The 22,406-nt window shown below is 42.2% G+C and carries 20 protein-coding genes; 7 read left to right on the top strand and 13 right to left on the bottom strand.

Annotated elements, in window-relative coordinates; genetic code table 11:
- Positions 1-225 precede the first annotated feature (225 nt).
- The 3 genes from ACEYW6_RS02255 to ACEYW6_RS02245 all read left to right on the top strand — a co-directional run bounded on the left by ACEYW6_RS02255 (position 226) and on the right by ACEYW6_RS02245 (position 3,209).
- Positions 226-1,467: a hypothetical protein gene (locus tag ACEYW6_RS02255; protein ID WP_412978454.1), complete on the top strand. Its 1,242-nt coding sequence runs from the start codon at positions 226-228 to the stop codon at positions 1,465-1,467.
- Positions 1,468-1,813: 346 nt separating this feature from the next.
- Complete coding sequence (locus tag ACEYW6_RS02250; RefSeq protein WP_412978453.1) at positions 1,814-2,650, top strand: sulfite exporter TauE/SafE family protein; 837 nt, start codon at positions 1,814-1,816, stop codon at positions 2,648-2,650.
- A 1-nt stretch (position 2,651) separates the two neighbouring features.
- Entirely contained in the window at positions 2,652-3,209 is a 558-nt protein-coding gene (locus ACEYW6_RS02245) for a DUF1634 domain-containing protein (RefSeq protein ID WP_412978452.1), read from the top strand.
- Positions 3,210-3,296: 87 nt separating this feature from the next.
- Here the strand turns inward: ACEYW6_RS02245 and ACEYW6_RS02240 are convergent, their stop codons facing one another.
- From ACEYW6_RS02240 to folK, 6 genes are all read right to left on the bottom strand, one after another.
- The gene (locus ACEYW6_RS02240) at positions 3,297-3,569 is read right to left on the bottom strand and encodes a hypothetical protein (protein ID WP_412978451.1); all 273 of its coding nucleotides are present in this window, start codon (positions 3,567-3,569) and stop codon (positions 3,297-3,299) included.
- 75 nt (positions 3,570-3,644) lie between these two features.
- Positions 3,645-3,935 carry a hypothetical protein gene (locus ACEYW6_RS02235; protein ID WP_412978450.1) on the bottom strand — a complete coding sequence of 97 codons (291 nt, stop codon included), beginning with the start codon at positions 3,933-3,935 and terminating at the stop codon, positions 3,645-3,647.
- A 226-nt stretch (positions 3,936-4,161) separates the two neighbouring features.
- Positions 4,162-4,749 carry a DUF2459 domain-containing protein gene (locus tag ACEYW6_RS02230; RefSeq protein ID WP_412978449.1) on the bottom strand — a complete coding sequence of 196 codons (588 nt, stop codon included), beginning with the start codon at positions 4,747-4,749 and terminating at the stop codon, positions 4,162-4,164.
- Between the two features lie 15 nt (positions 4,750-4,764).
- Positions 4,765-5,037 carry an ADP-ribosylglycohydrolase family protein gene (locus ACEYW6_RS02225; RefSeq protein ID WP_412978448.1) on the bottom strand — a complete coding sequence of 91 codons (273 nt, stop codon included), beginning with the start codon at positions 5,035-5,037 and terminating at the stop codon, positions 4,765-4,767.
- A gap of 7 nt (positions 5,038-5,044) precedes the next feature.
- A complete protein-coding gene (locus ACEYW6_RS02220) occupies positions 5,045-5,593 on the bottom strand; it encodes an NUDIX hydrolase (RefSeq protein WP_190891805.1) in 549 nt (182 codons plus the stop codon).
- Positions 5,594-5,660: 67 nt separating this feature from the next.
- Positions 5,661-6,176 (bottom strand): 2-amino-4-hydroxy-6-hydroxymethyldihydropteridine diphosphokinase, encoded by a 516-nt coding sequence (folK, locus tag ACEYW6_RS02215; RefSeq protein WP_190891807.1) that lies wholly within the window; start codon positions 6,174-6,176, stop codon positions 5,661-5,663.
- A 270-nt stretch (positions 6,177-6,446) separates the two neighbouring features.
- On the opposite strand from folK, the gene ACEYW6_RS02210 reads away from it, so the two are divergent.
- Together ACEYW6_RS02210 and psb35 are read left to right on the top strand one after the other, a co-directional pair.
- Complete coding sequence (locus ACEYW6_RS02210) at positions 6,447-8,822, top strand: transglycosylase domain-containing protein (RefSeq protein WP_412978447.1); 2,376 nt, start codon at positions 6,447-6,449, stop codon at positions 8,820-8,822.
- 220 nt (positions 8,823-9,042) lie between these two features.
- Positions 9,043-9,270 (top strand): photosystem II assembly protein Psb35, encoded by a 228-nt coding sequence (psb35, locus tag ACEYW6_RS02205; RefSeq protein WP_190891811.1) that lies wholly within the window; start codon positions 9,043-9,045, stop codon positions 9,268-9,270.
- A 136-nt stretch (positions 9,271-9,406) separates the two neighbouring features.
- Here the strand turns inward: psb35 and ACEYW6_RS02200 are convergent, their stop codons facing one another.
- The 3 genes from ACEYW6_RS02200 to ACEYW6_RS02190 all read right to left on the bottom strand — a co-directional run bounded on the left by ACEYW6_RS02200 (position 9,407) and on the right by ACEYW6_RS02190 (position 12,907).
- Positions 9,407-9,829 (bottom strand): TerB family tellurite resistance protein, encoded by a 423-nt coding sequence (locus tag ACEYW6_RS02200; RefSeq protein ID WP_190891814.1) that lies wholly within the window; start codon positions 9,827-9,829, stop codon positions 9,407-9,409.
- Positions 9,830-9,886: 57 nt separating this feature from the next.
- Positions 9,887-11,242, bottom strand: coding sequence for a 16S rRNA (cytosine(967)-C(5))-methyltransferase (locus ACEYW6_RS02195; RefSeq protein ID WP_412978446.1), 1,356 nt, complete (start codon positions 11,240-11,242; stop codon positions 9,887-9,889).
- 213 nt (positions 11,243-11,455) lie between these two features.
- A complete protein-coding gene (locus tag ACEYW6_RS02190; RefSeq protein ID WP_196510359.1) occupies positions 11,456-12,907 on the bottom strand; it encodes a glycoside hydrolase 100 family protein in 1,452 nt (483 codons plus the stop codon).
- An 872-nt stretch (positions 12,908-13,779) separates the two neighbouring features.
- Here ACEYW6_RS02190 and ACEYW6_RS02185 point away from each other — a divergent pair.
- On the top strand, positions 13,780-13,953 hold the full coding sequence (locus tag ACEYW6_RS02185) for a glycogen debranching N-terminal domain-containing protein (protein WP_230966196.1): 174 nt from the start codon (positions 13,780-13,782) through the stop codon (positions 13,951-13,953).
- Positions 13,954-14,092: 139 nt separating this feature from the next.
- Here the strand turns inward: ACEYW6_RS02185 and ACEYW6_RS02180 are convergent, their stop codons facing one another.
- Positions 14,093-16,033 (bottom strand): transglycosylase domain-containing protein, encoded by a 1,941-nt coding sequence (locus ACEYW6_RS02180; RefSeq protein WP_412978445.1) that lies wholly within the window; start codon positions 16,031-16,033, stop codon positions 14,093-14,095.
- A gap of 893 nt (positions 16,034-16,926) precedes the next feature.
- Here ACEYW6_RS02180 and ACEYW6_RS02175 point away from each other — a divergent pair.
- Positions 16,927-18,120 carry a Coenzyme F420 hydrogenase/dehydrogenase, beta subunit C-terminal domain gene (locus tag ACEYW6_RS02175; protein ID WP_412978444.1) on the top strand — a complete coding sequence of 398 codons (1,194 nt, stop codon included), beginning with the start codon at positions 16,927-16,929 and terminating at the stop codon, positions 18,118-18,120.
- Positions 18,121-18,307: 187 nt separating this feature from the next.
- On the opposite strand, the gene ACEYW6_RS02170 is transcribed toward ACEYW6_RS02175, so the two are convergent.
- The 3 genes from ACEYW6_RS02170 to ldpA form a co-directional block, all read right to left on the bottom strand.
- Positions 18,308-18,652, bottom strand: coding sequence for a hypothetical protein (locus ACEYW6_RS02170; RefSeq protein ID WP_412978443.1), 345 nt, complete (start codon positions 18,650-18,652; stop codon positions 18,308-18,310).
- Between the two features lie 562 nt (positions 18,653-19,214).
- Entirely contained in the window at positions 19,215-20,948 is a 1,734-nt protein-coding gene (locus tag ACEYW6_RS02165; protein ID WP_190891839.1) for a R3H domain-containing nucleic acid-binding protein, read from the bottom strand.
- An 83-nt stretch (positions 20,949-21,031) separates the two neighbouring features.
- Positions 21,032-22,189: a circadian clock protein LdpA gene (gene ldpA, locus ACEYW6_RS02160; protein WP_412978442.1), complete on the bottom strand. Its 1,158-nt coding sequence runs from the start codon at positions 22,187-22,189 to the stop codon at positions 21,032-21,034.
- Between the last annotated feature and the right edge of the window lie 217 nt (positions 22,190-22,406).

Below are 22,406 nucleotides of genomic sequence, written 5' to 3'. Positions count from 1 at the left end.
TTCACCTGTGTAAACTTCAGATGAAAGTCATAATATTTTTGACAATAGCCTGATTTGTGAAAATTGAAAGCTACAGATCCCTGACTTCGTAAAAGTTGTCGGGGATTTTGTTTCTATTCAACAATTAACAAATCTTCAGATGAATAGATATATTTTTGTCCAGCTATTTGCTACTTATCAGATAAAATTGATTCGGATTGAATCTCCATTTATTTAAAAGACAATATGTTTGTTAGAATCCGCCGAATTCTGAGTCAATTTTTTAATCAATCAAGGACAATCAACAACGAACCGCTGAATAAAGTGAGTTTGATTGTGATTATTTTAATTGATATTTTTATCTTAATTAATGTTTTTACCGGACTTGATGATATTAGCAGATGGCATATCAGCCCGACTGAGGCTTATCCATGTTATTCAGAGTGGCAAAATTATCGGGAAAAAGCCACTAAAGATAAAGACTATGAACTTGTTAGACTTTCATTGCCAGATTACCAGAATAATCAACTCAGTTTTCAGGACAACTATCAACAAGCTGAAGCCGGACATCTGGGTAAGGTTTCTCAAACGTGCTTGCAATATGCCGGCTACAAAGATAAGAGTAACAATCCTGAGAACCAGCAAATCATAAAAGTTATTGATCAGAAACAAGCAAAAATCAGTAACCTTGAACAAACCAATCGCACTATTAAAGCCCAGTATGACTCAACGCTCTTAGAAAAAATTGCAGGTCAGGGTCGTGAACAATCAATTAATCAAGTTAGTGCTGAAAAAGCTAAACAGACATTAGAACAAAATAATCGCCAAATTTCTATTCTTAAACAAGAAATTTCTACTCTTAAAAATGAACTGCTTGCCAAACCAGAAAGCATTAGTTTTCTAGCCTTTATTAAAGATGACAATCAATTTCGGGAAGTTGATAAAGGGTATCAGCAGGCATCATTTTGGTATCCAAGTATCCAGCTTGCTTTTCAATCCCTCTTTCTTCTACCGCTGATTCTCATTGCCTTATCAGTCCACAAATTTGCTCAAAGAAGAGGATATGGACTCATCTCGCTAATTAGCTGGCATTTGCTAGTTATCTTCTTTATCCCACTAATCGTTAAAATATTTGAATTTCTTCAAGTAGGTGCAATATTTAAATTTTTATTTGATATTATTATTGCCCTTTTTGGTGGTTTACTTTTCCTGATAAATTATGCTTATATTTTGCTGATTCCAATTATTGGTTTTGGAATTATCCAGTTTTTTCAAAATTTTGTCTTTAATGCTAAAGTCCAAGCAGCTAGCAGAGTTCAAAAATCACGCTGTGTCAATTGCGCCAAGAAAATTCGACATCTTGATACTTACTGCCCGCACTGTGGTTATTATCAAGATATTGAATGTCAAAACTGCCATAATCTTACTTATAAACATTTACCGTATTGTAAACATTGTGGAGCTTCTCAAACTTCTAGTATTTTGTAATCGATGAAGTTTTGAAAGTTTCGACATACTTGGCTCATAACATATAGCAATCTAATTGGATTTTTACAAAAATCCAATTAGATTGCTATATATCTCTTCTATACTTTTTTGGTAGGTGTATTTGATGTAATCTTTGCACTTTTTGGAAACTTAATGAGACTTTTGAGTAAGAAGTTAGGGCTTAGGATTCTTCCCGGCTTCTGGCTTCTGAATACTGAAGCGAGAGGGTATTGCACACAATTATGAACAGCGATATGTACTCAGTGGTAAACTTGTCAATTAAGTTTTAAAGAATACAAAAATTATATTGGCATCTTGATATACATGTAAAAAAAAGGAATTAAATTTGACTATTTTAGAATTTTCATTACTAATTTGGATTGGTTCATTTATCGCTGGCTTGTTAGGGGCGCTAACTGGATTAGGGGGCGGAGTAGTAATTCTTCCCTTATTGACTTCAGTATTTGGCGTTGATATTCGATATGCCGTTGGCGCTTCACTGGTATCTGTAATTGCTACTTCTTTGGGTGCAGCATCTACCTACATTAAAAAAGGCTATACCAATTTGCGATTGGGAATGTTTTTAGAAGTAGCCACAACCATTGGTGCGATCGCAGGAGCAATGATTGCTACTTTTGTCTCTGTGAAAGCCCTAACTATCGTGCTAGCGATCGTCCTCATTTATTCAGCATACCTTTCACAACGACCCAGAATAGAACATGGTGAAGATCAAGTAGCAGACCCTATCGCAAATTATCTGAAATTGAATGGTACTTATCCAACTTCTGATGGAGTGATGTCTTACCAAGTTCATTCAGTACCAATGGGATTTGGTGTGATGTTAATAGCCGGAGTGCTTTCTGGGTTGCTTGGTATTGGTTCCGGGGGATTTAAGGTATTGGCGATGGATCAAGCCATGCGTCTACCCTTCAAAGTTTCTACCACCACTAGCAATTTTATGATCGGTGTCACAGCAGCAGCATCAGCCGGAGTTTACTTAGCACGGGGTTACATCGATCCGGGACTATCCATGCCAGTGATGTTGGGGGTATTACCTGGTGCTTTCTTGGGCGCACGAATCCTGACAGGCGCTAAAACACAAATTTTGAGACTTATCTTCAGTCTTGTGCTGGTGGTAATGGCTTTAAAAATGGTCTACAACAGTTTAATAGGGGGGCTATAAAATGTATAAATTTAATAGTAGCTTTCGGTGGACATTACTGACACAGCCAAATAGTGAAGTGGTTGTACTAACCTTACCGCAGGAAGTTCTAGACTGTAATATCGAACAATTAGAACAGTCCACTACTAATAGCTGTCAGATTGATGCTAACAACAAGATTACGAGAATATCAAGTGATCAGCAATTAAAATATTTGCTCAGTAACTTCCTGAAATATGGTGTTTTGATAGCTAGTTCTGTAGTTTTACTGGGAGGTATACTCTACTTAATTCATCACGGTTCTGAACCTGCTGGATATCACTTTTTTCAGGGAGAACCATCCGAATTTAGCTCACCAGTAGGTGTAGTAAAAGCAGTTTTATCAGGTAGCGATGCCTACGGCGGGCTACGCCTACGCGGTATTATTCAACTCGGTTTGTTACTACTAATTGCTACTCCAATTGTGCGAGTTTTTATTTCTCTATTAGCTTTCCTGCTACAGCGAGAATATATCTATGTGATTGTTACCTTATTAGTATTGTCTAGCCTGATTTACAGTCTTGTAGGAGCATCTTATTAGGAATATTTTCAAAGATTAAGGGGAAAAATTAACCTATTTCCCTTAATCTAAAAGTTTGGAGATGCATCCAAAAAAATTTTATGGATATTAAGAACTTTGTAAAATATCATTGATTGAGCTTATACTCTGTTTAATTTGTTCTGTCAGAGAAGTTCTTAATAAATCAAGGGTTTCAGATGAAAGATTTAGTAATCCTAAAGCATATAATAGACTCGAAATTCCAATAAATAAAGCCAAAAATCTCCCCAAACAACCGGGATTAATTTCAATAAAACCCAATTTAGATTGTCCGATAACAGCAATCGTTATAAAAATAATTCCTGTTATTAGAAATGTGCTATTTGGCGTTAAATCTGTCATTTTTATATTAATAAGCTTCGTTACTTTTGTTTTAGCTATTATTATACACTGATTTTATAAAGCCTGTATAAGTTTTTAGAAAAGCGAGTAAAATTGCATCTCTACATTTGAGCTATTATAGTGAGGTAGGGCGTATTCAATTATTATGGTTGTTTTGCGATCGCGCCTAGAACTACCCGCCCATCGCAAAGGCTCAATATTTAGTAAATCAGCTTGGTAAATACGAATGGTAACGGGAATTATTCGTAGCCACCGCCAGAAGGTAAGTAACAAAAATATATCGTACCACCGTCGTAGTATAGCTTCTAACCAGCTTAACGAGCGATCGCGGCGGCTGATGTAAAAAGTACGTGCTAGAAGCTCCAAAGCAAAAATAATGTTTAAAAACAGGAATATATGAAATTCTAGCCTGTGTATTTGTTTCTTCTAGGGCTGGACAGTATTGCAACCATTCAAATAAAGCAGCAGTACCAAGAAAAATGAAAGTTATAGTAGCGACCACTTGAAGCGTGATCCTGTAACGAATAACAAAAATTATGTATATATTTTGTGATAGTAAAATCAAGATTTTTTATTGGAAAAAACAGAAATGTTATGAATATTTCACCTGAAAATTTGCCCACATCACAAAACCATCAATTCGGCAGTCTAAATATTTTAGCCACTCAACGATTTCGTGATTGCTATTGTGTAATAATGTATATTTTCGCTCATCTTTGACTAAAGTTAAACCTGTTTGTGGATTTTCGATGCTCGTTGCAAGATTGCGGTTAAAACGTTCATCTAATAATTTCAGCAGTTGTTTTACTTTGGCTTGCGCTACTTCTAAACTTAATAGGGTGTAATCTTGTTGTTGAATTATCTGCTGAAGTTCGATGATATTGCTAAATTTTCGCCGACCCAGAGTGCCTTGAGTTAGTAGCAATAGTGCTGCCGCACCATTTTTAAAGTCCTGTTGATTTAGTGCAAAATAATTCCAATCACCGTAAGCATACTGGATTAATTCATCTTTGCCAGTCGGTAAAACCATTCTGGAATGCCAACCGTAATCTGTTACATAGATTGTAATTGGCTCAACAGGATCAGCCGGCGGTACAATGGTTGCGGGAGACAACATCCAAACCAATAAGATAGAAAAAATTACTACGGAAGCAAATTTGGTAATGCGGCATAAACGCATATCTGATACATAATCCTATGGCCAAGGTAGCAATAACTGCGGCTTTAGCTCACCGCGCTTGAAGGCTCTAACAAAACTATCGGCTAAAACTTTTGGTGTCCACGGTGCTTGAGCAACAATCACCTCAGCAATGGCAATGCTCATCTGGGTGTCGTCGGTGTAGCTGCCAGGATTGAGTCGAAAACGCGGATGTTCGACGTATCGACTCAAATCGTTGTTAACGATCATTTCATCAGCATATTCAAAGCCTGCACCATAGGCATCTGCAATCGCTAACTCTAACAGCATATTGATATTAAATTAAAAACGGACGCGCCAGAAAAAAGCTAGCAACTGATTTAGCATCTACCGGCTCTCCCTCCAGAATAGCTTTCTCTAATTCTTCGGGAGTCAAAAACACAGTTTCGATATCCTCGTCTCCATCTTGTGGTGGTGGTGTCTCCAGCTTTTCTAAATCTCGCGCCAGAAATGCATAGATAATCTCATCAGAATAGCCGGGAGCTAGGAAAAATTCGCCTAATTTGTCCCATTTTTGGGCACTATAGCCAGTTTCTTCTTCGATTTCACGCTGTATCGTCTCTAGGGGATCTTCATTTGGTTCCAAAGTTCCTGCCGGAAATTCTAATATCCGTCCCTGTATTGCAAAACGATACTGGCGCACGAGTACAAGTTTACCCTCTGGCGTTACCGGCACAGCTAGTGCACCACCAGGGTGACGAATACATTCCCATTCTCCTTCCGATTTATTAGGCAAACGCAAGCGATTAACTTCAAAATCAAACTTGCGTCCTTTATAAAACAGGCGTTGTTTCAGCAGTTGTGGTAATTCTCTACCTAATGGCATAATAAAATCTGATTATCTGTGATACAGAGGCGAAATCAGCGTTCTTCTGCGTTTAAGGATGGTAATTTTAATTGCCCATCAATAAATGTACATCAGAACAGTCTACCTCTTTCAGCAGTTCTTTAATAACACACCCAGAAACTGGTTCTATCCAATCTGGGGCAACTTCTGCTAGTGGCACTAACACAAAGGCCCGATCCCGCATTCGAGGATGGGGAATCTGGAGATTTGGTGTATCCACAATAAAGTCATCAAATAATAACAAATCTAAATCCAGGATTCGTGGCCCCCAGCGTTCCTGACGCACACGCCCAAATTGTTGTTCAATTCTTAACAAAATTTCTAATAACTGCTGGGGTAGCATTTCTACCTGCAATGTGACGCAGCCATTTAGGTAGTCTGGCTGTGGTGGCCCGACAGCTTTGGTTTGATACCAATTGGATTTGGCTTCTAAGACAATACCTGGCGTTTGGGCTAAAGTTTCTATAGCTGCTTCTAAAATTATCTGTGAATCGCCGATATTACTACCAAGGGCAACGGCGCTTCTTCTTGGCTCTGCTTCGGCGTAGCTCACCGTAGGCATCGCACTCTCCTTAAGTAAGCTCTTTTCGCGCTGTATTTGCGAATACTTCGGTACACTTATTCCAGAAAATGCCAATAATTTTTTTATTCTCAATAAATATCAAAATTACAGGGCTTTTACAAAACTAAATTAACCAAATCTAAAAAACATTATTTTATGGTGAATTTAGTTAATTATTTATAGGATATTATACTAACACAATGGTGGTGCGCTAACCCCAAAGTTGATTGATGGTGGTTATATAGTTACTACTTTGAGCGAGGAACTGACATGGGGAAGCTTACCTCCTGGTTCAAGCGAAGACCAACTAATTTGAGTAACTCTGGACAAGGAGGAACAAATGAGAGCTTACCACCAGCACATGTGGCGCAGCCGAGGCAGTTACTGAGCAAGATGAAAATTTTACCATCTAGGATTAAAGCCAATCAGGCAACTGGCGGTAAACCACTCTATCGTCGCGTATGGTTTTGGGCAGGTTTGGGTGTAGGTGGTGGGATAGTTGCCTTGATCTACGGTGTCAGTTTAATAGATCGGTCTTTGCCAGATCAGACCGAATTGAATGCCGTGGTTAGAGAGCAAACACTGACCATCAAAGCCGCCGATGGAACCATATTACAACAACAAGGTGAAGCGGCCAGAGAACAGCTAAAGCTGGAACAAATTCCAGATAATTTAAAAAAAGCTTTCATCGCCTCAGAAGATAAAAGATTTAAGGAACACAACGGAGTTGATCCTCAAGGGATTGTCAGAGCAGGTTTGAATAATTTGCGATCGCAAGGTGTGGTCGAAGGTGCTAGCACCATCACCCAACAGCTAGCACGGATTCTGTTTTTGAAACAAGAACAGACAATCTGGCGCAAACTCAAGGAAATCCGCCTAGCACAAAAAATGGAGAATGAATTAACCAAAGATCAGATTCTAGAGCGTTACCTGAATCTGGTTTATTTGGGAGGTGGAGCTTATGGTGTGGCAGATGCATCCTGGGTATACTTTAGTAAATCGCCAGACCAGCTTTCCCTCGCAGAGATGGCAACGATTGCTGGATTAGCTCCTGCTCCTAGCTTATACGCTCCCGACAAAAATCCAGAAGCTGCAAAACGGCGGCGAAACTTAGTATTGCTAAGGATGCAAGAAGATGGAGTTATTACAACAGAGCAAAGGCAAGCAGCCGTTCAGGAGCCATTAACTCTCAAAAGCAGTTTACCCAAACGAGTACAAGTAGAATCACCCTACTTTACCAGCTACATCCAAAAAGAATTGCCGAAGTACGTTTCTCCTAACGTGCTAAAAAGTGAGGGGTTAGTAGTGGAAACCACGCTGAACCCGGCTTGGCAGAAAGTCGCAGAAGAGGCGGTTGCTAAAACACTGCGAAATCAAGGACGCTGGGAGAACTTTAAGCAAGGAGCAATGGTAGCCATTGACCCCCGCAACGGTGAAATTAAGGCAATGGTTGGGGGAAAAGATTTTGGTAAAAACCAGTTTAATCGGGTTACCCAGGCACAGAGGCAGCCAGGATCTACATTTAAAGGGTTTGTATATGCTACTGCGATCGCTAGCGGTAAAAGCCCCTACGATAGCTATCAGGATGCGCCCTTTGTCGTAGACGGCTATGAACCGAAAAACTATAGTGAAAAATTTCGGGGTTCGATGAACATCCGAGATGCCCTCACCGGCTCTATTAATGTGATTGCGGTAAAGACATTGATTGATGTGGGATTTACACCAACGATTAAACTTGCCCATGATATGGGGGTAAAATCTGAACTCAAGCCCACCTACTCTTTGGCTCTCGGCTCAAATGAAGTCAATCTGCTAGAGTTGACCAGTGCTTATGGTAGCTTTGCTACTCAGGGATTGCATATAGAGCCTCATGGTATTACTCGCATCCTCAACCGCCAAGGCAAGGTCATTTGGTCAGCTAATTTCAAGTCTAAACGCGCCCTTGACGCTGACAGTGCCGCCATCATGACTTGGATGCTACGCAACGTCGTAGAAGCGGGGACTGGTGCTGCTGCTCAATTAGGTAATAGACCAGTTGCTGGCAAGACCGGTACCTCCGATGAAGCCCGCGATTTATGGTTTATTGGCTACATTCCCCAAATGGTAACAGGAGTCTGGCTAGGTAACGATGATAACCGCCCTACATACGGTAGCAGTGGTAGTGCAGCTTACACTTGGCGCGAATTTATGAAAAAAGCGGTAGAGGAGATGCCAGTAGAAAAGTTTCCTAAACGACCCAAGTTAGAAGGTCGTAAAGGCACCATTAAAGCCCAGTCCATCAAGCCCAAACAAGTGCTAAATCGTTCGATTTCCTCTAATGATGACTCAGAAGGGGAAAGTACTAGAAATTCTGAGGATAGTAGTTCATCTAGGAGACGTAGAAGCAGAAGGAGATATTCTCAAGAAGAACAGCAATCAGGCAATTCTACCCCAAGACGGAGAAGGCGCGATCGCAGTGAAGAATCAAGTTCCAATAACTCTTCCTCGGAATCATCTACTCCACGGCGGCGCTCTAGAAGAGTAGAATCTGATTCTCCCCCGCCTCGAAGAACTCGGCGATCTTCCTCTCCCGCAAATAGTTCAGGTTCTTCAGGTTCTTCATCGTCACAGCCATCCTGGCGGGATAAGCTTAGACCTTCTAATTAATTTAATCAGGAGTGGGCATTGGGCATGGAGAAGAGGCAGAGGGGCAGGGGGCAGAGGAGAGAAATTATTTTCCCCCTGCTCCCTGCTCCCTGCTCTTTGCTCCCCATACTCTTTTCTATGCAATATGAAGTTGCTCAAACTAAACTACGGGAGGATGTTAAGTGATACGCTCATTCTATAGTGTGTCAAGTAGTGTTACTTAACATTGGAGAATATACTCATGCATATATTGATGCAGGCAGCCGATTCAGTCGCAACAGGTGGTGGTCATTTTCCTTTTGCTTTCACCTTGGTGTATGTCGTTGGTTTTATTGCTGCTGTAACCATTGGTTCAATAGCTTGGTACAACTCGAAACGCCCCGCAGGTTGGGAAAGCAAAGAGCGTCCTGATTTTGTGCCTAAGGTTGATAAAGAAGAAACTCCGGGTCTGGGCGAACCGAAGTCATAATTTAGTCATTAGTCATTAGTGAGCCAGCGCGGTCTTCTCCTAAAGGGAGAGGCTAGCGCCAAGGGGGTTTCCCCCATGAGTAACTGGCGAACCCGTAAGGGTTATTAGTTATCAGACTATAGACTTTTGACTATGATTAGTTTTGTACGTCAACCCAACGGCGGTAAAGCTTTTGAATTTGTTTGAGAAGTGCAGTATGAGCCGGTTGAGTTGAGTCATTCGGTTTGGCTATATCCTGCAATTGGGTCAGAAGTCTGGCTTCTTCGACGGCAACTTCACCATCGCTATAAATTAAGCCACTGATGGCTTCAATCAGATTTTCACAATCTTCAAGACTGGGGCGATCGCCTAAATACTCCCGCACCCAGTCATAGCATTCTTTTGGCTGTACAGGAACTAATTCGTACAGCCAAGGCTTAATTTCTGGATCGTTAGCTAAACCTTTTGCTTGAGCTATTTCGCGGAGATATTGCCGTTCTTCTGGCTGGATTCTGCCATCAATCCAGGCGGCTCCAATCAGGATTTTAACTAAGTTTTTGACATTGGAAGGGGTAACCATTGCTGCCTCCTCTGGTAGATTCAGGCCTCCACCAAATCGTACAATCCCAAACCGTATTCACTCGGAATTATTGGTTTTTCTTAAGCGCACCATAAAAAAGCCATCCATGTCCTGTTGATGGGGCCAAACTTTGAACCAACCTTGAGGTGTGCTATGGGCAGAATCAAGTATCTCAATGCCGCTGGGAGACTCAATTTGCCAATTAGGTGACTCAGCTAGAAATGCCGAAATCACTTCTTCGTTTTCTGCTGGATGCAATGTGCAGGTGGCATAAACTAGTACACCACCAGGTTTGACAAAAGTAGATGTATGTGTTAACAATTCTTTTTGCAGCACCGAAAGTTCGCGGACAGATTCTGGTGTCTGTCGCCAACGAGCATCAGCATGACGGTGCATGGTTCCCAAACCAGAACATGGAGCATCTAATAATACGCGGTCTGCGCTGTTTTGGAATTGGTTGAAGTGGCGGCTGTCGCCAGTGTAAATTTGAATAGATTGTAAATTCAGCCGTTGAGAATTTTCTTGGAGTTTGCGAAGACGAGAAGGGGTGCGATCGCAAGCCCAAATTTTCCCTTTATCTGCCATTAACTCAGCTATGTGGGTTGTTTTACCCCCTGGTGCAGCACAGGCATCAATTACCACCTCACCCGGTTGTGGGTCAAGTAAATGACTTACCAATTGAGCGCTACCATCTTGTACAGTCCACCAACCCTCTCTGAAACCAGGTAGTTTTTGAATTGACCCAGCACTACCAATCAATCGTAAAGCTTGAGGTAAATGAGGAATCCGTCTCACCAAAATACCAGCAGATTGCAAAGCCGCCTCAACTTCCTCGATGGAAGTGCGAAGTGGGTTGATACGCAAGTCAATTGTTGGTGATTGGTTCATCCATTCACACAGTTGTTCTGTCTCAGCCAAACCCAGTTGTTCTAACCAAACTTGAATAATCCAGTCAGGAAAGCTGTGTAAAATGCCCAAGCGTTCCACTGGGTTTTCTGGAAGTTGTAACGGATCTCCTTTTATCTTCTCTGCTAGGCGGATGTACTGACGTAATAGACCGTTAACAAAACCCGTTAGTCCAGAAAAACCGTTTTCTTTAGCGAGTTGGACGGTGGTATTAACAGCAGCCGAGGCGGGAATACGCTCTTGATAGCGCAGTTGGTAGAAACCCAGGTGTAAGATGGTGCGGAGGTCTTGGGGTTGTTGATCAGATTTCTTTTTAGCGAGTTGATCAATGAGACTATCAAGAGTACGCTGCCTTCTGACGCTCCCATAAACCAATTCTGTCATCAAGCGGCGATCGTTATCAGCCAAACTGACTTTTTGCAGTACTCTATCTAGGGCAACATCAGCATAAGCCCCCTTGTGAACATCTCGCAGGGCGATAAAAGCTAGTTGACGGGGGTTTGTCATGGAAACGTGATTCAGAAGTCAGGAGGCTTTTGTATTCTAACTCCCAACTCTTTACTAATTCGTAATTCGTAATTCGTAATTCGTAATTGTCGGATTTAATTTCCCCTTGTTTATAGGTGGTTTTGTTTCAATCAGGGTCTAAATTCCTGCCTGAAACTGTCTTTTAATTACGAATTACGTTAGCGACGCAGGAGCGTCATTAGAAATTACTAATTATTGCATATACGGGTCTACACTGGCGATTTCAAACTCACATGCTCTAGAAACCTGTTCTGCTGGTAATTTCCCAAAGCTGATTAATGGTAAATAAGTGGGGTTCGCCATCAATTCTTTTGCCAATAAGAACCCAGTAATTGTCCAAGTTTGATATTTCCGAGCTTGTTTGCCAATCAGTCGCCCTTTCTTACCGTCGTAATATTCTGGCCATTCATCTGTACTGAGTCGTCCTTGGGCAGTTTCAATAGCCTTTTGTGCAAGACTTGTTTTGTTAGTTTTCACCGCCGCCGCCGCTAACATCCACATTAAAACTGGCCAACTACCAGCATTATGATACGACCAGGGTATATTTTTGGGGTCACATCCAGTTACAATTCTGTATTCTTCATGTTCCAAAGCTGGGAAACAAATTTTCATAGGCATATCTCCCACTAAGTCATCCCATCGATCCTCAATGAGAGTCATAATTGCTTGTGACTGTTCTTCGGTGGCTAAGTCTGAAATGATTGCCATTAAGTTTCCGAGTGAAAAGAAGCGAGTATCTAGCTGCGACGGCCCGACATTACCTGCTAGATAACCACCTTTTCTTGGCAGCCACTTATCTAATTCATAATAGGGAACAGAATCTACATATATGTTGAACAGATTAACAGCACCCTTGCCATATTCTTCACTTTTGAAGCGATAAATTGCATTCAGACGATTAATATCTATCCAATAATGCTGGCGAATATGAGCACATAAAAGAGGTAAGCGATTGTCAATGGCTGCAACAATATCGGAATTACCTTGGCAAACTAGCAGTTCACGAGATGCACGCAATGCCGTGTAAAAAAGAACTTGTAGTTCTAAAGGATGCCCATAAATGCCCATACGACGGTCAATCATACAAGCACCATCTGGAACCAACAGCGTTGGGTACATATCAAAACGATTCGCCAAGCAGATTTCCATAATTAACCTGATACCATTTTGGAATTCAGGTTGATAGGCTAGAGAAAAATCTTCTGTAGCAACGACATAAGCACGCAACAAAATAATCCACCATAGGCAAGAATCTACTGGCGTAACTCTAGCGATCGCATGTTCACCAAAGTCGGCTTCTAAATATTCTTGCCCATTTTCTGATACAACTTTAAAGCTAGCTGGGATTAATCCTCGTCCCGGCTTATAGGCATCTAATGCCCTTTCTTTAGGCTGTAACTTTAAGGTTTCTTCTAAGAAATTACGAACAATATCTGTTCTACCTTTGATCAGAAAAATTAGAGCTGAGGAGACAAAATCCCGAACAAAGCACTGGTCATAATTGAGCGCCTCTACAGATGCATCATAAGCGGCTACCGTACCAACGGGGCGTCCTTGATAATAGAGAATTGATTTCTCTAGTGTTTGCCACGCTTCTTCCACTTCTTTTAAATTTTCAGTAGTTTCCAATTCGTTTAAGTGCATCGCCAGAATAGCTCCATTTGGATTGTAAAGTTGTGGTAGATGCGTCTTCATTTCTTATTTTTGCCATTCTCAGCATAACAAAAACGATTCTTTGAATAGCAAATATAATTTGGAGAAAAATTAACCAACCAACAATGAATAAATCTGCTGACATTTATGCAGCTTTATTTATAGTTAATTTGCTTATAATCGATTACTCTTTTGGTGAATTATAGTTGTTGTTTTTCACCGCAAGCAGTAACATGATTTTCAAAACAGTCACACAAGATATATTTTTAGATTATTTGTTGTTCCGTTTCATGTACAGAATCTTTGCTTTACCAAATAAAAACATATCTTCAGTGCTGTTTAGTGTTTGCGTGAAGTTAGAACTGGTTGCAGTATATTTACTTGAGCAGGATTACTTTTTGACACTATGAAGTCAGATTATTCCCCCATAACCTAATAATTTATAACGTTTTGTCAAAATATGCAAGACGAATGCTTGAAAAATTTCAGATGTCAATACTTCTGAAGAGTTATATATTTTACCCTACTGAGAGATGACAGGGGGCGTTTATGGAGTCAATTCACGATGGGGTTACACCCCCAATCGCTAAAATCTCGGTGAGAGCGTTGCTTTCTCTCCCTACAATAAATTGCTTGCTCATAGCTAAAGTGCGTTAAAACGAACTGAAATTAAAGAAATTAAGAGTGTATCGCTAACTCCGTTACAGCCTAGAACTGTACGTTTGGAGAATTGGTATTACCTCAGTTAACTTTTCTTAATTCGTCACTGCCAAAGTTGGTTTGCAGTCACTTTTAATCACATTTGTTCTTAATGCTAGAGGTAGCTGAATTCTAATCATGTGTAACCCATTTAAGAGGGAAATATGCGAATCAGTGTTAGTTCCCCAATCTTAACTATTAATCATGGCAGCACCTTTATGGTGACAGATTTAAGCGGAGAGATTCACCATAATAGTCGTAATCAAGGCATTTTTAGCAATGATACTCGTTTTTTAAGCTACTACGCTTGCTCGATGGCTACCTTTGGACTCGTCTAAGTTCTCTACTACGACCACCTATTACGCTGCACGAATTTACCTTACCAATCCAGAATTCACTAGTAGAAATGGCAAAGTCCCTGAAGGTTCTGTTTCACTGTCTATGCGATCGCATTCTCTGAAAATCTTCATCCAATACTTAATTTTTAGTATTTTTAATTGGCTTAGGTCGAGAAAACTTAGAAGGCGTTTTGAAGTTCTCTATTGGTACACCTTTAAGAGCCTTCAGCATAAAATCGCGCCAGATGGGAGTCACCATACCTCCACCTGTCGCACCGCGCACCAATTGTGTATTGTTATCTCTCCCTACCCAGATGGCAGTTGTTAACTGTGGTACTGAACCAATAAACCAAATATCCTTTTCTGAAGAAGTTGTCCCGGTTTTGCCAGCGACTGGACGATCTATAATTGCACCTCTACCAGTTCCTTGTTTAACTGCTGTTTGCATCACATCTAAAATTGTGGCTGACGCCCAAGGGTCAAGAACTAGACGAGGTTTCGGGGTATTATCAAGTAATACATTGCCACTACTGTCAGTGACACGAGCAATGAGCGTTGGGGGCGATTGCCAGCCATAATTAGCAAAAGTAGCATAAGCACTAGCCATTTCTAGCGGTGTCACACCAATTGCACCTAGTGGTAAAGATGTCACAGGTTCCATCGGACTCATAATTCCCAAGGTGCGGCAAGTTGCGATGACTTTATTAATGCCCACAGCTTTGCCAATCTTGACAGCAGGAACATTACGGGATAGGGCTAAGGCAGTACGAATCGGTATTGCACCTTTAAAGCTATTATCGTAGTTGCGGGGAGAGTACTGTGTATCATTATCAGGGTAGCTGACTGGGGTATCTAGCACCGTTGTATCTGGTGTAAACTTACCACTAGCAAAGGCTGTATAGTAAACAAACGGCTTAAAAGAAGAACCAGGCTGACGGAAAGCTTGAGTTACCCGGTTAAATTCGCTAGCTTTTGAGTCTACACCGCCCACTAATGCTTTTATAAAGTGTGTGCGTGGATCAATTGCCACTAAAGCTATTTGATTTTTATTTAACCCTTGACTTTCAAGGGTTTTATGCCACTTTTTAATAGTTTCTTCCGCCATCAATTGAAAGTTTACATCTACGGTGGTTTGCACCTGCATTCCGCCTTTGAGTACTGCATCACGCCCAAACTTTTGAATTAGTTCCTGTGCCACAGTATTAGTAACATAAGGATGCTTACTAGGTTGAAATGACCTAATTTTGCCAAGTTTAATTTCTTGGTTAATGGCGTTATCATACTCTTGCTGGTTAATCCATTTCAATTTCAGCATTCTTTCCAGCACTACTTTTTGCTTTTGCTTGGCCAAATTTAAATTCACAAAAGGGCTAAATTGTTCTGGAGCTTGAATTAAACCCGCCATCATTGCAGACTCGCCCAAAGTCAAATTTTCTGCTGATTTGTCAAAGTAAGTGCCTGCTGCCGTTTCTACACCATAATTATTATGACCCCAGTAAACTTCATTGAGGTACATTTCTAAAATCCGCTCTTTACTGAGAACTTGCTCTACACGAATTGCTAGTATCGCTTCTGCTACTTTGCGTGTAAAAGCACGCTTGTGAGATAGAAACAAATTTTTCACCAGTTGCATGGTGATTGTAGAACCTCCCTCCTTCACACCGCCTGCTATCCAGTTGACTAACGCAGCACGTCCGATACCGCCAGGGTCAACACCGTGGTGGTTATAGAAATAGCTATCTTCACTGGCTAATACTGCTCGTTTTAAATTTGGGGAAATTTTATCTAGCGGTACGACTTTTCTGTTGGCTTCCCCATGTATACCCACCAATAATTTGCCTTTGATGTCATAAATGTAAGTTGTTTCCGCTGGTGATAAGTTTCGTATTTGTCTGACTTCTGGCAAGTTACGGAAACTAATGGCTAAACCAAGCAGCCCTCCGGCCACAAGAGAACTTGCCAGCATAATGATTGAGAAGAGAGTACCACCAGTGATTAAGCCTACTTGCCTCCAAAACTCGAAATTAGGAGAAGTCTGAATTTCTGGTTGCTGCTGTTCAACAGTATTTGATAAAGACATGGCAATTGCACCTCCTCACTTGTTCAATACGATTAGATTTTATTTAACAAAACTAGTTAGATAATTGTTGGCAACTGTAGTTTTATAGCTACGAAACTGAATGAGTTGCTTGCCAATATAATTAATCTAACTTTAGGTAGATTGTAAAAAATAACTAATCCAATATTGCGCTGGTGTTGCCTATATCCTTATGTCCAGATATCAATTCAAGACCAGAAAATCTAACTAAATGCTAAACGATGACTTGTTAGTGTCTAAGAATGAGAGCCACGTTAAATGAGGCTTTGCGTATATCTTCTCTTCGTCGATTCAAACGCGAATATTGGGAATTTTAGGAGTATGATGCTGAAATTTGAATAAAATCCCAGTACATAATTACTTAAGATAATTATGGCAATTATAAAATATGCATAAATGTTGAATATTTTGTCCTCAGAATAAAGAATATCTATCTATTGTGATGATTTTGCAAACAGAATCCTCTGATAAAAGATAGATAAAATGAAGCTAAAGGTTAGAGATGATAATTGCAATTATCAATATTTTGCCAGTTACAACTATCCAACTGCTAAATAAACTGCTGTAAGAAAGTACCAAAAATAAATATAGCGCCCTATCACTTTTCTTACTCTGAAAAAATAAAATATTTGTAGCGACTGTCTTGAATGTCAAGTGCGATCGCACTTGACATTCAAGACAGTCGCTACGCCTAGATTGATGAGGTCTTACTTAATGGTAGTCCTTCTCGTGTCTGCCCGTAAGCCAGTACACCAGGAAAAGCAGTCACTTAAGATTATTGCGTCCATCCTCTTCTTGTTAAATCTCTATCGTGAATTCATAGCCAGTGAAGGTATTGTAATAAAAGTGATTCCTGGATAAAACAAAAAATTTATATGACCTCAGTTTCTCCTCACAAAAAAGCCAGAGCCTTAAAATCTACCAGCCGCCGCCCTGCTAAAGAACTCTGTAGCGAGTGTGGACTATGTGATACATACTATATTCACTATGTCAAGGAAGCCTGCGCTTTTATTAATCAGCAAATAGGCGAACTTGAAGAAGAAACGCACACGCGATCGCGCCATCTCGACAACCCCGATGAACTGTACTTTGGTGTTCACCAAGATATGATGGCGGCGCGGAAACAGCAACCCATCGAAGGTGCACAATGGACGGGTATTGTTAGCAGTATCGCCATTGAAATGCTCAATCGCGGCATGGTTGAAGGTGTTGTCTGTGTGCAGAACACCAAAGAAGACCGCTTTCAACCCATGCCCATCATCGCTCGTACTCCAGAAGAAATACTAGCAGCGCGGGTAAATAAACCAACACTTTCCCCGAATCTTTCTGTGTTGGAACAGATAGAGAAATCAGGGATGAAGCGGCTATTGGTAATTGGTGTTGGTTGTCAAATTCAGGCATTACGAGCCGTAGAAAAACAACTTGGTTTAGAAAAGTTGTATGTTTTGGGTACACCCTGCGTAGATAATGTTAACCGCGCCGGACTGCAAAAATTCTTAGAAACCACCAGCCGATCGCCTGATACAGTTGTGCATTACGAATTCATGCAAGACTTCCGGGTTCACTTCAAACATGAGGATGGCTCAACAGAAACTGTACCTTTCTTTGGCTTAAAGACCAACCAACTCAAAGATGTCTTTGCACCGTCTTGTATGAGTTGCTTTGATTACGTCAACTCCCTAGCCGATTTAGTTGTTGGCTACATGGGCGCACCCTTCGGCTGGCAATGGATTGTAGTTAGAAATGACACTGGTAAGGAAATGCTGGATTTGGTGAAAGACCAGTTAGACACCCAACCAGTGATGTCTAAAGGCAACCGCAAAGAAGCTGTACAGCAAAGTATTCCCGCTTACGATAAAGGCGTTACCCTGCCGATGTGGGCAGCGAAACTCATGGGTGTGGTCATCGAAAAAATCGGCCCCAAAGGTTTGGAATATGCGCGATTTTCCATTGATTCTCACTTTACTCGGAATTATTTGTATGTGAAGCGGAATCATCCAGAGAAATTAGAAGAGCATGTTCCAGAGTTTGCCAAGCGTATTGTTGGGCAATATAAATTACCAGAATAAAAATTGGGCATTGGGATTAGGGGAGAGGTGACAGGTGATAGGTAGTAGGGAATAATCTGTACCCTGTACCCTATTCCCTTCTTTATTCTCGCGCACGGTAGTCGGGAAGCGAGCGTAATCTTGCATAACTACATCAATCCGCGATCGCAATTCTTCTAACGGGAGCGATGCCTACGGCGGGCTACGCCTATGCAAATCCTGCCCATTCCAAATCGCGCAGGGAAGTATATACAAAGCTATTGATGTTAGCGATCGCATCACTCACCAAATTTACCAGCAGTGAACCTGCAATACTGGAGAGTAGCAGAGGTTGAGAAAGTATCAGAGCGATCGCATTCTGTGTTGTCCCCGTGCTCAATAAGCGAGTAATTTCATCAATGATCACCTTGTTGAGCCAAATAGCGATTGCTGGGCCTGCACCACCCAGTAATGTCAAAATTGCCACATAGCGTAGCTCCTTTGGAACTACTTGCATCACCGTCGTCACACTCCGGCGAAATGCTTGGAATGGAGAAATTTCAATTATTTGCATATATCTTAAAGTAGCAAATAATAGCAAAATTCCCAGGCAGAAGTTGTGATCTCAATTTAAATGATCACTAAGTGCGGACAGCGATCGCACTGATATCAAGCTAAGAGCAGACATTAGCGTAGGCGTATCGCGCCACAGATATCGCACTGAAAGAAAATTTTGATAATTGGGCGACAATTTTCCGAAATTGCTAACTTAAGTTTGGTAGTTATTACCAGAACACTGAATAATAAATAACTTCTATAACTAGCCTTGGGGGAATATGGCCCCACAAAAACCTGGTCTTCGTGACCGGGTTTTTTGGCATGGCTGAAATATCTAGATGATGTAGGAATCTACCTCAGACTGTAGCCGCCTTCCAAGGGCAAGGATCGGATAGCATTGGTTATAACTCAATACAGTTCAGATAAGACCAAAACACTTGTAGAGACGGCGATTTATCGCGTCTCGAAAACCCAAAATTTTGTACCAGTAGCGCTTAACTCAACCGTATTGCTCTATAGGACATTAAGGTCTCCGAGTGACATCCCCTCTCCGTTTCGGAGAGGGGGCGAGGGTGAGATTACGCCGGATAAATCCGTAATCTTCGATTTGGTTCTTCACCAAAACTATGCGACTTGAGGCGATAATGTTCTACCAACTCATGTTGCATTTTGCGGACTTGGGGAGAACGCGGCAATAACTCGACTGGCTGTCCTTTAGGAATCACAATTTGCTCAACAGCAAGTCTGGCTTCTTCCAAGGCATCCATCTCATCATCGCTACCGTTGTGCAAAAACAGTTGCAGTTCTCGGTCATCGGCCATTTCTGGGTCGTCCATGTTCAGCAACCGCCGCAAACCACGGGTAATTTGGGGAATGGTGCTGGACTTAATCATGTGGATGGGTACATGACGGGCTTTGGCCATTTGGCGTAATTTGGCGTGGTTTTTGACGTGCGATCGCAGTGCTAAAATTGCATCAGCACTATCTATATCTTTTGTCAATACCACGGGTAAAGTTAGCACGCTAATTACCTGTTCCAGTTGGTGGCGGCTAACCCCATAAGGGTAAACGTGCAGTGGCAAATCTTCACCATTGGGCCCTGGCTGTCTGGTAGCAGCATCCAAATCAATGCTCTCAGAATAATTGAAGGATTCATCGAGTAAACGATCAAATTCACTGCGTCCAGTAACCCGCTCTACAGGTAATTGTGGCAGTGCTACCATTTGTCCAGATGAACGCCAGCCATTAGACGGTCGCGCCGGTGGAAAAGAATCCTCCACTGTCCCTAGCTGTCCACCGCGACCGTTGACAACAGCTAACTGCCTTGTAACAGCGACTTTGCCGTGGTCATCAACGGTTCTCGTTTGTGGGGTAGGCTGACGACCCCGCAGCAGATTATCTACTGTGTCAGCAACACTTTCGTGTATTGTCCAACGTTGGCGTTCCAACATTTCTACAGCAATCTCGAAGGTAGGAGGGGCTTTCCGCTCTAAAACAGTCTTTTGAGAACCTCGGCGTCTAGCTTCATCGTCTCCCAGTGTCACAGCTTGGATACCCCCAACTAAATCAGCCAGGGTGGGGTTTTTAATCAGGTTTTCGATCTGATTTCCGTGAGCAGTACCTACCAACTGTACACCCCGTTCCGCAATGGTACGGGCCGCTAAAGCTTCCAGTTCCGTGCCAATTTCATCAATGACAATGACTTCTGGCATGTGGTTCTCCACTGCCTCAATCATTACCTGATGTTGTTGATCTGGATGAGCCACTTGCATCCGCCGAGCGCGACCAATGGCGGGATGGGCAACATCACCATCCCCAGCGATTTCGTTGGAGGTGTCAATAATCACTACTCGCTTATGCAGATCATCCGCCAAAACACGGGCAATTTCCCGTAAGGCAGTAGTTTTGCCCACGCCTGGACGCCCCAGCATGAGAATCGATTTACCAGTTTCTACCAAATCGCGGATCATGCCAATGGTTCCGAATACCGCTCGACCAACCCGACAGGTCAAGCCAATAATCTTACCCGTGCGGTTGCGGATGGCGCTGATCCGATGCAAAGTTTGCTCAATTCCTGCCCGATTATCTCCGCCAAAGATTCCGACTCGTTGAATGCAATCATCTATCTGTTCTTGAGTAACGGGTACTTCGCTCAGATACTCAGCTTGATTAGGAAAGCGAGCCTCTGGGCGACGACCCAAATCCAAGACCACTTCTACTAAACTATCTCGTTTGGGATGACTCTCTAGTACTTGTCGCAGGTCTTGGGGCAAAATGTCTAATAACTTTTGGAGATCGTCTGTAATCGTCATGCTTTCTATGGTGACGTTTTTAGAGATAGCGAGGACATTTGCGTGCAGGAGAACCCGCCCTGGGTAATTTTCCGAACGAGCGATTAGCGCTCCTGCTGTGATTTGATCTGGGAAACGAGAGAATGGGCAAGTTCTACAGCTTGCCAAAGTAATGTATCATCTTCTTCTAGACTAAGATTCGCCTTTATATTAATGTTACTTACCTCCTTATTCTCTAACTGTTCGAGAATTGGTGACAGCAGTACACGGGCATAGCTACCGTAGGCGACCCCGGAAATGGATGGGAGGGATGAGGGGGATGAGGGAGATGAGAAGATTGTTGCTCCCCCTGCTCCCCCTGCTCCCTCTGCTCTCTTCAGCAGTCCCATTGCTTTCAACTTAGCAACGGTATAGCTATTTGTGCCGCCTGCTAACTGCACATATCCCGGTAATTTAGCTGCCAAAACTTTTTGCCCTAATTTCACCGCCGCTAAAGTAGTACCATCGCCAATATCACCGCTCATGGGGCGGCCGTCGGTTTGCCAAATTAAAGCATTCTTGAGTGGGGCAATCAGGTCATATATTGCTCTTAGGTAGTCAGTCATCCCCTCGCCATCGGGACAGCTGATGGCTAGTAACTTTAGTTGATCTGCCCACGGTGAAATTGCTTGCCACAATCGCTCAAATTCTGCCAACCGCCCTACTTGTGTATGGATTTCTACGGCATCTACTCCCGTTGACATTACCAATGGCGCGATCGCTCCCGGCGTTGACACATACGATGATGTATAAATTATATCGTATGGACAAATTGGGATGCAACGACCGCAGCCATAGCACTTTTCGGATACTACTCCCGAAAAGTCTTCTTTTATACTGTTAAACACAATTGCTTGTGCCGGACAAATCCGTTCACAGGGTCTAGGGCAGTCTGTAGCACACTCAGTAGGATGAAATTCTGCTTTCCGAAAATGGGGGTCTTCTCCATCGTTCAGGCTGACCATCAAGAAGGGTGAGTTGCCTTTGTAGTCAAAGCCTCGCTTTTGGGCATCCCTAGCCAGAGATTTGGCTACTTGTAGCCCTGCTTGCGCTGCTGCAATCACTGCTGGATCAGCTGCAACATCTATGCAGTCAGCGCCCGCCAAAGTATAGGCTAACGTTAAACTTCTGACTGCCGGCAAATGTTGGAAGCTGGCTCCGCAGATAAGCTTGAACCAGTGACCTTGTTTGAGAGATTGTAAAGGGGCGAACAGATCAGTCACACTTCTATTATGCGTTTATGCAACTAAAAATAGTAGTCTGTGATCAAGAAAAAGTCCGGATTTCCTGATTCAGTGATTGTGGCATGGGGCATAGGTCAATAAAAGTTTTCTTTGGCTGCTTGCTCCCCAGCTTTCTTAGGAGCAACTGCACAGGCGGCACTGCCACCCGCTATGAATAAAAGAAACTATTTTGAGGCGACTAGTGAACGGGTATATT

Origin of the sequence: Nostoc sp. UIC 10607 (assembly GCF_047228265.1) — a bacterium.
In the GTDB taxonomy this organism is placed as follows: domain Bacteria; phylum Cyanobacteriota; class Cyanobacteriia; order Cyanobacteriales; family Nostocaceae; genus Nostoc; species Nostoc foliaceum_A.
The sequence above is the reverse complement of the archived record's forward strand: the minus strand, read 5'-3'. Positions and strand labels throughout refer to the sequence as shown.